The 12693-nt window shown below is 68.6% G+C and carries 15 protein-coding genes; 9 read left to right on the top strand and 6 right to left on the bottom strand.

All coding sequences use genetic code 11. The features are described 5' to 3' along the window. Window positions 1-3: 3 nt before the first annotated feature. Window positions 4-1263, bottom strand: a complete 1260-nt coding sequence (locus tag QRN16_RS13860; protein WP_285187501.1) for a glycosyl hydrolase family 28-related protein — start codon at window positions 1261-1263, stop codon at window positions 4-6. 231 nt (window positions 1264-1494) lie between these two features. Next, window positions 1495-2271, bottom strand: a complete 777-nt coding sequence (locus QRN16_RS13855) for a GNAT family N-acetyltransferase (RefSeq protein ID WP_285187500.1) — start codon at window positions 2269-2271, stop codon at window positions 1495-1497. A gap of 180 nt (window positions 2272-2451) precedes the next feature. On the opposite strand from QRN16_RS13855, the gene QRN16_RS13850 reads away from it, so the two are divergent. Genes QRN16_RS13850 through QRN16_RS13840 form a run of 3 tightly spaced genes read left to right on the top strand, consistent with a single transcriptional unit; the run spans window position 2452 to window position 4843 of the window. After that, window positions 2452-2742 (top strand): phosphopantetheine-binding protein, encoded by a 291-nt coding sequence (locus QRN16_RS13850; protein WP_285187499.1) that lies wholly within the window; start codon window positions 2452-2454, stop codon window positions 2740-2742. Beyond that, window positions 2739-4301 carry a sugar transferase gene (locus tag QRN16_RS13845; protein ID WP_285187498.1) on the top strand — a complete coding sequence of 521 codons (1563 nt, stop codon included), beginning with the start codon at window positions 2739-2741 and terminating at the stop codon, window positions 4299-4301. Before QRN16_RS13850 ends, QRN16_RS13845 begins: the two co-directional genes overlap by 4 nt. Window positions 4302-4306: 5 nt before the next feature. After that, window positions 4307-4843 carry a YdcF family protein gene (locus QRN16_RS13840; RefSeq protein WP_056443957.1) on the top strand — a complete coding sequence of 179 codons (537 nt, stop codon included), beginning with the start codon at window positions 4307-4309 and terminating at the stop codon, window positions 4841-4843. A gap of 140 nt (window positions 4844-4983) precedes the next feature. Here QRN16_RS13840 and QRN16_RS13835 read toward each other — a convergent pair whose 3' ends face one another. Then, complete coding sequence (locus QRN16_RS13835) at window positions 4984-6540, bottom strand: DUF7159 family protein (protein WP_285187497.1); 1557 nt, start codon at window positions 6538-6540, stop codon at window positions 4984-4986. A gap of 137 nt (window positions 6541-6677) precedes the next feature. Beyond that, window positions 6678-8000, bottom strand: a complete 1323-nt coding sequence (locus tag QRN16_RS13830) for an NAD(P)/FAD-dependent oxidoreductase (protein WP_222633055.1) — start codon at window positions 7998-8000, stop codon at window positions 6678-6680. Window positions 8001-8112: 112 nt separating this feature from the next. On the opposite strand from QRN16_RS13830, the gene QRN16_RS13825 reads away from it, so the two are divergent. The 5 genes from QRN16_RS13825 to QRN16_RS13805 all read left to right on the top strand — a co-directional run bounded on the left by QRN16_RS13825 (window position 8113) and on the right by QRN16_RS13805 (window position 10981). Further along, the gene (locus tag QRN16_RS13825; protein ID WP_285187496.1) at window positions 8113-9225 is read left to right on the top strand and encodes a GGDEF domain-containing protein; all 1113 of its coding nucleotides are present in this window, start codon (window positions 8113-8115) and stop codon (window positions 9223-9225) included. 26 nt (window positions 9226-9251) lie between these two features. After that, on the top strand, window positions 9252-9764 hold the full coding sequence (locus QRN16_RS13820) for an arsenate reductase/protein-tyrosine-phosphatase family protein (RefSeq protein ID WP_056443943.1): 513 nt from the start codon (window positions 9252-9254) through the stop codon (window positions 9762-9764). A gap of 85 nt (window positions 9765-9849) precedes the next feature. After that, window positions 9850-10224: a hypothetical protein gene (locus tag QRN16_RS13815; protein WP_285187495.1), complete on the top strand. Its 375-nt coding sequence runs from the start codon at window positions 9850-9852 to the stop codon at window positions 10222-10224. Window positions 10225-10226: 2 nt separating this feature from the next. Beyond that, on the top strand, window positions 10227-10601 hold the full coding sequence (locus QRN16_RS13810) for a CrcB family protein (RefSeq protein WP_285187494.1): 375 nt from the start codon (window positions 10227-10229) through the stop codon (window positions 10599-10601). Further along, window positions 10598-10981 (top strand): hypothetical protein, encoded by a 384-nt coding sequence (locus tag QRN16_RS13805; protein WP_285187493.1) that lies wholly within the window; start codon window positions 10598-10600, stop codon window positions 10979-10981. The genes QRN16_RS13810 and QRN16_RS13805 overlap by 4 nt, the downstream gene beginning before the upstream one ends. Here the strand turns inward: QRN16_RS13805 and QRN16_RS13800 are convergent. Further along, window positions 10963-11547: a YdcF family protein gene (locus tag QRN16_RS13800; RefSeq protein WP_222650755.1), complete on the bottom strand. Its 585-nt coding sequence runs from the start codon at window positions 11545-11547 to the stop codon at window positions 10963-10965. The two genes, QRN16_RS13805 and QRN16_RS13800, sit on opposite strands and share 19 nt — an antisense overlap. Window positions 11548-11642: 95 nt before the next feature. Further along, window positions 11643-12200, bottom strand: a complete 558-nt coding sequence (locus tag QRN16_RS13795) for a LecA/PA-IL family lectin (RefSeq protein ID WP_285187492.1) — start codon at window positions 12198-12200, stop codon at window positions 11643-11645. A gap of 297 nt (window positions 12201-12497) precedes the next feature. Here QRN16_RS13795 and QRN16_RS13790 point away from each other — a divergent pair, with 297 nt between their 5' ends. Further along, window positions 12498-12674 (top strand): hypothetical protein, encoded by a 177-nt coding sequence (locus QRN16_RS13790; protein WP_285187491.1) that lies wholly within the window; start codon window positions 12498-12500, stop codon window positions 12672-12674. The last annotated feature ends 19 nt before the right edge of the window (window positions 12675-12693 follow it).

The raw sequence follows: 12693 nt of genomic DNA, 5'->3' as shown, positions 1-12693 counted from the left end.
CCGCTACAGCACCCCGAGGTTCTGCCCGCTCACCACACCGGTGTTGCTGATCGACAGCCGCCAACTCTTGCCGTCCGGCGACTTGACGACGGGTCCGCCGCCGGCGGAGAAGAGCTTGCCGCGGCCGAGCACCGACCAGCCGCCCGGGAAGGTGTTGCCGGGGAAGTCGGCGCCCTGGCTGGTGATGAGGTTGATCGCGGTCCCCTCCGCGACGTACTGCGCGTTCACCCTGATGAGCTGGGGATTCGACTGTTGGTCGGCGTCGAACGCCACGTTGGCGAGGTACGGCTGGCGGCAGTGCTGCAGATCGAGGCAGATCCCGCGAGCGGCGACCTTGCAGTTGACCATGCCGAACTGCGACGGTCCGCCCGTGCCCGCCTTACCGATGGTGAGGGCCGTCGCCGCTCCCTCGAACCACACGTTGGTGAGCCACCAGTCGTTGGCCCGGCCGTCCACGACGAGATGCGACGTGGTGGTGTTCGCATTGATGTCGGAGACGAACTCGGTGTTGACGATCGACATTCCCGACGCGAAATTGTTGCCCGTTCCCAGCAGCCCGATCCAGTTGGTCGCGAACTTGCAGTTGGCGATGTACGACTGAATGGCCGTCGTCGACATCGCCGTTCCGTAATTGTTGAAGTCGCAATTCACGAACGACGTTCCGCCGGTGTTGTTGATCAGCGACACGCCTTTCTGCGGCAGGAACCGGGGGTAGCTCTGCGGAGTGTGGTTACCGCGGAAGACCACCGAGTCGAACGAGCAGCGGAAGCAGGCGTCGAGCAGCACGGCCAGCGACGAGGGATCCAGCGAGAAGATGCCCAGGTTCTTCAGTGCGACGCGCTGGCGGCCCTTGAGGGTGAGCAGCGTGCCCGAGCTGGTGTGCACGATCGTCGTCAGATCGGCGCCGGCTCCGAACACGGTGGCGTAGTTGGCGAACTGTGGGAGCGAACGCACCCGGAACATGCCGGGCGGGAAGTACAGCGGCCGGTTCTGTTGCTGCGCTGCGGTATACGCGGCGGCGACGGCGGCGGTGTCGTCGGCGGCGTTGTCACCCTTCGCGTTGTACGGGGCGGCCTTGACGTTGACCCACCCGAGCAGGGCGCCGGGGTCGGTCTCGCCCGCCGCGAGGGTCACGGCCACGGGGTCGCCGGCCTGCGCGAGGATGCTGCTCGCCGCGAGCGTGGTGCCCACTCCAGCGGCCAGTCCCCCCATGAGCAGTGCGCGGCGGTCGAGCCGCGAACCCGAAGGACCTCTGTCGTTCATGGTTTACCCCTTCACCATCGTGGTCGGCGCACCTCCTGCCCCCGCTCGGCGCCTGCCCATACACAAGCAAAGAAATGCGCATTCACGACGCGACGCGCCGCCCCGAGAGACCTGCGATACACGGCGGTGTGAAAAAGACCGACCGCGGCTTCCACATCGAAAGCCGTTCACTGATGGGCATCGTGTTTCGCGCCCGCCCACCAAGACAAAGGCAGGAAAGCGTGTCGGCCGTCACGCGGCGCCGAGCACCCACCGAGGCCGCGACCACACCTGCCAGTACTCCGTCGTGTGGAAGCCCAGCGACGCGTAGAGCGGCACTCCGGCCGGGGAGGCGAGGCACAGATCCTGCGACGGCCCGTGCAGTCCGGTCTCGACGTGCTTGCCGCCCGCGATGAGGCGCGCCGCGTGTCCGGCACGGCGATGGTCGGGGTGGGTGGCCAGCGCCCACCCCGTGACTGTGTCGGCGGCGCGGCACGACAGCAGGCAGGAGACGAGCTCGTCGTCGACGAACAGGCCGAACGCCATGGCGTCGGGACGGCGAAGCGTCTCCGCGGTGTAGACGGCGGCGGCCAGCTCGGGTCCCACCCCGAACGCGAGCGACGCGACCTCCTGGCAGGCGGGCAGGTCGGCCTCTGTGATCTCGCGCACGCCGTCCACCGGCTGCGACCCACCGGCGGACCGGTGCATGAACGGCATGGCCTGCAGGCTCACCCAGCCGGCGTCGGCCAGGGTCTGCGCCCCCGAGAGGCCGGCGCCGGCCAGCATCACCAGAGCCGGTCGGCGGAGCGCGGTCACCGAGTCGATCACCCGTCCGACCTGTTCAGCGGCGTCTCCGCCGTGCACCAGGGCGAGGTTGTAGTCGGGTCGGGCCAGCCCGCTGAACGCCACCCACCCGGAGTCGGTCGACTCGAACGTGTGGTCCGCCCAGGAGCGCGTCGTCTGTCCGAACGACTGCCGGAGCGCCTCCATCTCGCGCTCCGACGACGGTCCGATCGGCATCTCACTCACGCCTTCACCAAAACCTTCCTGCGGTACGGAAACTTCTCATATACACTTCTCGTAGATTGTTGCGGCGTCCACAAGAGCCGACGCGGTCGAGTTCTTCCATGTAAGTCGACGATGCATTCGCCGCGGGGCGCGATATGAGCGTGACTGTCTGTCTGAACCGTAGGCAAGGAGTAAACCCTCGTGACGCACCCGTCACCAACCCGGGACACCATCGTCCGTAGCTCGCTGCACCGAGCCGGTCGGCTACCCGTCGATCCGTGGACGCTGGGCGACGACGAGAACCTGTTCGACGCCGGCCTGAGTTCGCACGCCAGCGTGGCCGTGCTCGTGGATCTGGAGGAATCGGCCCAGGTCGAGTTCCCCGATCACCTTCTGCGTCGTTCCACGTTCTCCACGATCGCCGCCATCCGCGACGCGCTGGACCATGTGTCCGACACCTCCGCCGCCGTCCAGCCGGAGGCGAGCCGATGACCACCTCGCACCCCGACACCTCGCCGATCGATCTCCGTGGCGACAACCACCGAGGCGACAAGCGCCGCGGGGCGGACTCACCCGATCTCGAGCCGGAGAACCTGCTCCCCCGCTTCGCCCGCCATGCCGAGGCCGTGCAGTACGCACAGGCAGCGCAGGAGGCGACGGCCACCGAGGTCACCCCGCCCATCCCGCTCCGTCCCAACATCCCGGATCCGCGCAGCCGTCTGTCGCGCTGGCCGGCTCTGCACCTGAGCGCGGTGCTCGGCATCGTCCTCGAGTCGATGTTCGTCTCCCTCGCGATCGCGCTCGCGCCGTTCGACGGCCACCCAGTGATCGTGACCGTGCTGATCGTCGTCTTCGCGGTGCTGCCGCAGCGCCGTCGTCAGCGTCTCACGCTGTCGATGCTGGACGATCTGCCGCTGATGGCCGCCATCGTGCTGCTGGTCTCCATGAGCGCCATCGTCATCGTGGCGCCGTCCACCACCCTGCTCACGGCCGCCCTCATCTCCCTGTCCGTCCTGGCGGCCACCATGGCGGGGCGCGAGGCGTCCTACTTCGTCGCCCGTCGGCTGCGGCGTCGGCCGCGCTTCCAGCGCCGCACCGTCGTGATCGGCAGCGGGCTCGTGGCCACGCAGCTCGTCGAGAGCATGCAGTCCTACCCGGAGCACGGTCTCGAGCCGCACGCCCTGCTGGACGATTCACCGATGCCGGCGAGCGTGGCCAGCCACATCCCCGTCGAGCCGCTGGCGAACCAGCTGCGGACCTACATCGACCTGCACCAGATCGACACCATCGTCATCGCGTTCTCGGCGATGCGGGAGTCGGCTCTGCTGACACTGCTGCGCGAGTGCGACCGGATGGACTGCGAGATCTTCGTGGTGCCTCGTCTGTTCGAGTTCGTGAGCGTCACCGGTGAGATGGACCGACTGCACGCCATCCCGCTGGTGCGTATCCGACGCGACGCGCACCGGTCGCTCGCCTGGCGCATCAAGCGCGTCCTGAGCAGCATCCTTGCGGGTATGGCTCTCTTCATACTGTCCCCGCTCCTGCTCGCCATCGCGGCAGCCGTGCGGTTCTCCGATCCGAGCGCGCCCGTGCTGTTCAAGCAGTTGCGCGTCACCGGCAACGGTCAGCTGTTCGCCTGCCTCAAGTTCCGGTCGATGAAACCCGCGTCGCGCACCGAGTCGGACACGACGTGGAACATCTCCCAGGACGACCGCGTCGGGCGACTGGGCCGCTTCCTGCGCAAGACCTCTCTGGACGAGTTGCCTCAGCTGTGGAACATCATGGTGGGCGACATGGATCTGGTGGGCCCGCGCCCCGAGCGACCGCACTTCGTCGACAAGTTCACCACCGAGATCCCGGGCTACTCCGCGCGTCACCGCGTGCCCGGCGGGCTCACGGGATGGGCTGCGGTGCACGGACTCCGAGGCGACACCTCGCTCAAGGACCGCGCACTCTACGACAACTTCTACATCGAGAACTGGAGTCTCTGGCTCGACGTCAAGATCCTGCTCCGTACGGTCCTGTCCGTACTGCGGCGGACCGGTGGCTGAGACCAGTGACCTTTCGCCGCCTTCTGGTGGCGTTCTCGGTGCTGCTCGTGGCCATCGTGGCCGCGGGATGGCCCGTGTACGTCCACCCTCAGACAGACCCACTCCGACCGGCCGACGCCGTCGTGGTGCTCGGGGGAAAGCCCTACGGGCGCTTCCACTACGGCATCGACATCGCCGAGCAGGGGTACGCACCCGAGGTGGTGCTCTCCAACTCGGTGGGCCCGGACGACGTGCGCATGCAGCAGATCTGCAACGGCACCTACACCGTGACGGTGTCGTGCTTCCTCCCGGATCCGTACTCCACGAAGGGCGAGGCGGAGGAGATCAAGCGCCGCGCCGCCGCGGAGAACTGGAAACACATCATCGTGGTGACCTACACGCCGCACCTGTCTCGGTCGCGCTACATCGTCCAGCAGTGCTTCGACGGCGAGGTCACCATGTCTCCCAACCCCACTCAGGAGGGGATCGGAGAGTGGATCGGCAGCTACATCTATCAGACTGCCGGCTACATCAAGGCTGCACTCGACAGCGAGTGCTCGTGACCGTGGCCTGAGGCCCGGACACGCGACGAACACGAACGCCGTAGTGCGGCATCGCTGCGATGCGATGCCGTCGGGGGCTACGGCGCTCGTGTTCGACGACGTTCACAGCAGGACAACGACATGCACCGCGAACGGCAGGATCAGAACCCGGGGATGAGACCCGGCGGGATCTGGATGCCGGGCGGCAGCTGCACACCGGGGAGTCCCGGGATGGTCGGCGGAGCGGGCGCGGGGGCCGGCGCCACGTCGGGAACCTCGGCGGCCGGAGCGGGCGCCTCCACCGGAGCCGGAGCGACCGGGGGAACGGTGGTGGTGGTCGGCGGCACCGTGGTGGTGGTCCGTGTGGTGGTCGTCGTCGTCGTGGACGGTGAGTCCGAACTCGACGTTCCCGCCTGATCGGCCGGCGTGACGTCGGCGGTGGACTGCGACGGCGTCGCGCCGTACCCGAGCGCGAGCCCGACGGCAGCGATCACCGCGAGACCGACGGCCGCGATGAGCGGCAGCCGTGGGCGTGACGAACGCTGTTCCGGCGCTGCGGAACCGGACCCGGAGAGCCACGAGGGAGTCTCCGCCGCGCGCGGATCCGCCACGTCGGGGCGATGCTCCGAGTCGCGAGCCGCATGGTCGATGTCGCGCGCGGAGTGCTCACGGCTCTCCACGTCGCTGTAGGCCATGGTCTCCGCGGACGGTGCGCTGAGCGCCTTCTCCGGCGCCGGTGCGTCCGGCGTGCGCGGCTCGACCGGCCCGGCGACCACGGGAGCGGACACCAGCGGTGCCGCGACGGTCGGAGCGGGAGCAGCGGGACGAGGGGCGGCCATCGGGACGGGACCGGAGTTCGACTGGCCGTCCACGGGAGTCGCGGACAGTGCCGCACCCTTCGCGGCGACCAGCTCGGGCTCCGCGGGCGTGATGGTGGGGAGACCGACCCAGCCCGCGAGCGTCGCCCGGACCAGGGGGATGCGGGATCCGCCGCCGATCATGACGAGAGCCTCGACGGGGCGGCCGGCGCGCGTGATGACATCGCGGGTGAGCCGCGCGGACTGCTCGATGGGGACGGCGACCATCGACTCGAACGCCTCGCGGGACAGCAGGATGAGCCCGCCGATACCCGGCAGGCACACGGCGCCACTCGAGGAGAGCTGTTCCTTGGCCACGCGGCACCGGAGCTCGAACTCGCGTCCGTCCACGTCGTCCAGGCCGCTCTGCTGGCGGCCGATCTGGTTGTCGCGGATGGTGGCGTCGAACATGTTGCCGCTGACGGCGAAGCTGCGCTCCGAGGCGAGCACCTGGCCGTTGTCCAGGTCGACGACGGTGACGCTGAGACCCGAGCTGCCCAGGTCGTACAACCCGACGACGTGGAGCCCGTCGAGGTCGCCCGTGGACCGCAGGAACTGCACGGCCGCATGCACTTCGGGGACGAGGCGGTAGTTGACGATGTGCTGGCGGGCCATGGCCCGGGCGACGGCGCCGGCCTGCGCGTCGTCGCGGTAGGCGACGCCGGTGGCGGAGATCGACTCGGGATCGGCGGGGTCGGCGAGGATGACACCGATGGACTCGGCCGCGAGCTGCTCGGCCTGGTCGAACGTCGTGTCGATGGCGCGGTGACGGAAGGCGGCCTCGACGCCGGCGCGCAGCCCCTGAACGGGCCTGGCCAAGCGCACGGCACTGGTGCCCACCGACACTCCCAGTACTGTCATGAGCCGCCTTGTCCGGACCGATGTACCGCACGACGAGCGCGTGCGATCACAGAGTGTAACCAGGCCGCGCCATCGCCGTCACATCGGCTGTTACGACCTTGCAAACGGGGCAGGCGTCCACTTTGTCCGGAGGCCGGTCACGCGTAGGGCATGCGGGCGGTCTCCGGATCGCCGAACGTGACCGCTCGCTCGCGTCTGGTTCCCGAGGCGAGGGTCGCGGCCCAGTTGATCAAGGTGCCGGCACGGTTGCGTCGACCCGAGAGGAACGCGATGTGGATCGCGCCCCACGCGGCCCACCCGGCGAAGCCCGAGAGCTGGATGGGGCCCGCCTGCAGCAGGGCGTGCCGACGCGCGATGTAGGCCGCGCTACCGAGATCGTGGTACTTGAACGGCGACGACGCGCGCGTCCCGTTCTCGATGGTCTTGGCGATCATCGCGCCCGCGTGGCGGCCGCCCTGCATGGCGACCTCCGCGACGCCGGGCAGATCGTTCAGCGCGGCCACGTCGCCCACGACGTACACGGTGGGGTGCCCCGCGACCGAGAGGTCCTTCTCCACCGGAATGCGTCCGCCACGCGCCTGCGTGACGCCCAGTGCCGACGCCAGGGTCCCGGCGAACGGCACCGCCTCGACGCCCGCGGTCCACAGCACCGTGTGGGTGTCGTAGGTCGTCTTCTGCTTGTCCGACTTGCGGGTGACCTCGATGTGGTCGGCCGTCACGTCGGTCACGTGGACCCCGAGGTGGGTCTCCACCCCGATGTGGTCGAGGGTCTTCTGAGCCTTCGCCGACAGCGTGGCGTCGAACGACTCGAGGACGCGGTCACCGCCGTGGAACAGCAGCACCCGCGCCTCGCTCGGGTCGATCGAGCGGAACTCGTGCTCGAGGGCACCGACGGCGAGCTCACGGATCTGACCGGCGATCTCCACGCCGGTGGGGCCGCCGCCGGACACCGCGAACGTGAGCCACGGCCGACGCTCCTCGGGAGTGGGCAGCGACTCGGCCATCTCGAACGCGCTGATGAGCTTGCGGCGGATCGCGAGCGCGTCGTCGACGGTCTTCATGCCGGGCGCGTACTTCGCGAACTCCTCGTTGCCGTGATAGCTCTGCCGCATGCCGGCCGCGAACACGAGGTAGTCGAAGGGGAGCTCGAACGTCGACCCGTCGATGCGCGACGCGGTGAGACGTCGTTTCTCGAGATCGATGCCCGACGCCTCCCCGAGCGCGACGTGGGTGTTCTTCTGTCGACGCAGGAGGTGCCGCAGCGGCGAGGTGATGGATCCCTCGGACAGCAGGCCGGTGGCGCACTGGTAGAGCAGCGGTTGGAAGACGTGCGAGGTGCCGCGGTCGATCACGGTGACGTCGCCGTCGATGTGACGCAGTCGCCGGGCGGCGTACAGCCCACCGAATCCGCCGCCGACGACGACGACACTCGGGCGCTGTCGTGAGAGTTCATCAGCCATGCTCGAAATCCTGCCACGCGAGGCCTCGGTGCTGTAACGAAGCGGGGCGTCGTCACGAACCTGTGAGTAGGTTTACCTTTCACCATTCTTCCCAGCCGAGAGTTGCCAGTCGATGTTCCGTGTTGTGGGCGAGTGGTGGAGTCGACCCTTCGACTACTCCGCGATGCCCGGCTACATGGCGCAGCGCGGACTGCAGCGGCCCTACCGCCGCATGATGGCCGCAGTGGTGCTCATGGTGGTGCTCGCCGGGTCCCTGCTGCTCTTCACCAGCGGGGCACCCCCCTCACCTGCCGCCCGCGCCGTGTTCATCGCCTGCCTGGTCACGGGCGCCGTGTCGGCGCTGCTGTGGCTCCGCGGGACGTGGCCGACTCGTCGGCAATCCCTCGTCTTCCTGTTCGGCGACGACGTGGCGCTGGTGGTGGGGCTGTCGATGCTGGCCGACGTGCAGGCCTCGTTCACCGTGTCCGTGGTGTTCGCCCTGCTCGGCATCTACTGCGGCTACTTCCACTCGATCCGCACGCTCGTGGCGCACATCGCGCTGACGGTGGCCGTGTCGCTCTACTTCTTCGGCTCGGCCGCCGCGGAGGGCGACAGTGACGTGGCGTACCTGTCCGTCCTGCTGGTCGTGCAGCTGGCACTGTTCCTCCTCGCACCGCTGCTCTCGCAGATCCCGCTGTCGAACCTGCGGGACGACGCGTACCAGTCGGGCACCGATCCACTGACCGGGGCGCTGAACCGTCGGGGGCTGAGCGCGGTGGTGCACGCGCCATTGCTGGCGGCGGCACGTCACGACGAGGTGGTGGCGATGATGGTGATCGACCTCGACAGGTTCAAGTCGGTCAACGACCGCGTGGGCCACGAGGGCGGCGACGAGGTGTTGCGACGGGTGTCCGAACGGTTGCAGACCAGTACGACCACCTGGGCGTATGTCGCCCGTCTCGGCGGCGAGGAGTTCTGCGTCGTCGGGATCGTGCCGTGGGCGGAGATGCGGAACCGTCTCGACGACGTCCACGCCGCCGTCCGGTGCGACGCCGACGAGGTACCGGTCACGGCGAGTGCCGGAGTGGCGTGGATCCCCGGCAGCCGGTGGACCCTCGACGCCGACGACGTCGAACTGCTGATCCGCCGCGCCGATCGTCTGATGTACGAGGCGAAGCGCGCGGGAGGGGACAGCCTGCGGTTCGACGACCAGGCGTACACCACGACGGACAACGCGCGCACCTGACACCGGGGCGGACCTACACTCCGCTCATGCATGTCCTCTACGTCTGCACGGGCAACATCTGCCGCTCCCCCACCGCGGAACGCTTGACCGCCGCGTTCGCCCGTGACCTGAACCTGGACGTGACCACCGACAGCGCCGGCACTCGTGCCGTGATCGGGCACGGTGTCCAGGCCGAGGCGGCCCGCGTTCTCGAATCCCTGGGCGGAGATCCCACCGGGTTCGTGGCCCGCCGACTCACCCCGACCATCGCGTCCGGGGCGGATCTGGTGCTGACGATGACCTCGCGGCACCGTGACGAGGTGCTGACGGTGGCGCCGCGCAACCTCCGCCGCACGTTCACGTTGCTCGAGGCGGCGGAGTTCGCGCGGCGCACCGGGGTGATCGACCCGGCCGCGTGGGTCTCGGAGCGCGCGGCGAACCCGGTGACACAACTCGACATCATGGATCCCATCGGTCAGTCGACCGACGTGTACGAGCGGGTGGGCGACGCCATCTCGGAGGCGCTCGGTCCGCTGTTCGAGATCTGGGGCGCTCGCTGATCGAAGTTCGGACTGCCACCCGCCGTCTCCCCGGCTACGGTATGACTCGGCTCGAGGACACGGGCGGAAACGGAGCGCGGAGACCATGCGTGAGAGAGCTGCCGTCGCCGTCGTGATGGGTATCGCCGCGGCCGCCCTGGCCGGCGGGCTCACCGTCGCTGCCGCCGGCGGAATGTTCGACGCGGACGTCCGACGGGTCTCTCCCCCACCCATCGACGGCACGGTCGCCGTCGTGGGCAGCCTGACCTACGCGCCCACCATCGAGGTGCCGCCGTCCCCGACGTGGCAGATCGCCCCCGTCACCACACCCCGGCCCACCACCACGCCTCCGCCGACCACCACCGCGGCCACGACGGCCGACGAGCCGACCACCACGACGCGGCGCACCCGCACGTCCACGACCACCACCACCGACGCGGACGACGCCGAGTCCGGGGACACGGACTCGGGGGACAACTGACAGTGCCGCGTCCCCCGGTCACGGACGTGGTGATCGTCGCGCTGGGTGGGGCGATCGGGTCGGCCGGCCGTCACGCCGTTCTGTCGGATGCCGTCCCCGCGGCCGGACTTCGCGTCACCGTCGCCGCGATGCTCGTGATCGGCTGTCTCGCACTGGGTCTCGTACTGGGAGCGACGACGAGATCCCCCACGAACCCGTTCCGCGTCTTCGCGATCGGACTCTGCGGCGGCTTCGCCAGCTTCTCCCTGTACGCGGTGGTGGGATCCGCGTTGTCGACCGCGTGGATCGGCGTCGTCTTCCTGGTGGTCACACCCGTCGTCGCTCTCGCGGCGATGGCTGCGGGCGCTCTTCTCACCGCCTCGATCGTGCGCCGATGAGCTCCGCCGTGGCCTTCGTCGTCGGCGGAACACTGGGCACGGTGGTCCACTACGTAGCCACCTCGATGTCGAGGGCACCCCAGCGAATGGTGCTGGCGGCCAACGTCGCCGCGTCCGCGCTGTACGGGGTGGTGGCCGCGATGGGTGCGCACTACGCAGGCGGCTGGAACACGCCGTGGGCCGCCGCGTTGCTCGGATTCGCCGGAGCGGCAGCACCGTTCACCGCCCTGGGGCTGCAGGCGAGTACGACGCCCGGCCCCGGCCGGGTGCGCACCATCGTTCTCGGGATCGGCGCGAACGTGCTGGCCGGTGCGGCCGCTGCCTTGCTCGGCTACCTGTCCCTACGTTTCGGTGTGACGCTCTATCGCAAGCTGCGCTGAGAGACGTCGGTGCACGTGCCCTGCGCGCGAGCCTTGACGAAGCCGGCGACCTGGTAGAGGTAGGTGTACTCCCAGTCGGCCAGCGAGAAGGCATACGACCGAGGAACGGCCCGCATGGTGACCTCACCCGAGAAGCACTGTCCGAAGATGTATCTCGCGCGCGGAAGGTGATACCGCCAGCTGATCACCATGACGTGCGACCATCCGTACTGCTGCGCCAGGCGTTGCGTGAAGATCGCTTCGCCTCGCGTGGTGCTCGGCACCGGCGCGGGGCACAGCACCGTCAGGGTCGCGGTGCCGGACGCGCACCACGCTGCCATGCGCCGATCCCGCGAGTTGTAGGGATCGGACAGGACGACCGTGTCGGCGACTCCGGAACGGGCGAGGTCGAGGCCGTACTCCTCGCGCCCGTCGTGCTCACCACCCAGCACGATGATGGCGTCGACGGACGTCACCGGATCCTCTGCTGCACGGGTGAACAGCACATATCCCGAGGCGCCGAGTCCCACGGTGCCGGCGACCACGAGGGACGCCATCACCAGCGCGAGGCGCACCGTCCAGGACATGGGTCAAGGTTAGGCGAGAGTGCGGCTGCACCACTGAGTGAAGCCCCCTCGCCGGGCGGACGAGGGGGCTTCGTGTCAGCGCGATCGGTCAGATGTCAGGATCCGAAGGCGGAGAGCGGGATGCACACGAAACCGAGGTCGAGGCAGTCCGGCTGCTCGGGCTCGGGCTGGGGCTCGGGGGTGATGCCATCGTCGTAGGCGATGGTGACAGCGTAGGAACCCGTGTTGTCGGCGTAGCTGCCGGCACCCGCCGCGTCGTTGTAGGCGAATCGAACTGCACCCACACCGGTGACCACGGTCGGTCCGGAACCGACGAAGGTCGGAGCGCCGTCACCCACCGTCACGACGAGAGCGCCGATCTGTTGATCCGGCAACACACAGGTGTCACCGCACAGGCCGTACGCGCCGTCCGGAGTGGTGGTCGTACGCGGGTCGTCGGCGAAGAACGCGGTACCGGTCGCGGTGATGGTGGTGGTGCCCGCCGCCGTGGCGACGACGCCGGAGTTCTGGAAACCCTCCACTGCCGCCTGGACGTCGAACTGGGCCGTCACCGGCGCTGCTGACGCGGTCGATGCTCCGAAGAGCAGCGCACCGAGAGCAAGCGGTACGGAAGCAGCGTAGAGAGTGGGCTTCGCGAATGTTCGAGAGGTCATCATTGGCCTTCCGTCACGCGCCGCGTGGTCGTACCAGACTGCACCCCCGCATACCGGTCATCGCGAACGGCGCAAATCGACTGTAGCGCAGCCTTTTTCACACCCAGGGCGTAATTCAATCATTCGTTCGATCTTTCATTCGATCGAATGAACCCCGAGAGGGCGATCGCCCGGCAGTGACGGCATCGTCACGGACTTGCGTGACCGCCTCGGCTGGCAAACGTGCACGAACCTGTGAATCGTAACCAAACTGCGCCTGAATGCTTGGTTACATGTGACACTCGGCCGATGGGGTGGGTGATCGTCGGCATCGTGGCCGTCTGGATTCTGATGGCCGTCGTTCTCGGCGTCTGGATCGGTTCTTCCCTGCACAATGCCGAGATCGAGGACGAAGCCGACCGGGTCCGCCGCAGCGAGCGTGACAGCCGTGAGACGCCCGCGCACCACGATCCGGAATGGGGATCGGCAGCCTGACACACCCGGAATACTCCGG

The sequence above is a fragment of the Rhodococcus sp. MEB041 genome (genome assembly GCF_030208955.1).
Classification (GTDB): domain Bacteria; phylum Actinomycetota; class Actinomycetes; order Mycobacteriales; family Mycobacteriaceae; genus Rhodococcoides.
This window is presented reverse-complemented; position numbering and strand designations above follow the sequence as displayed.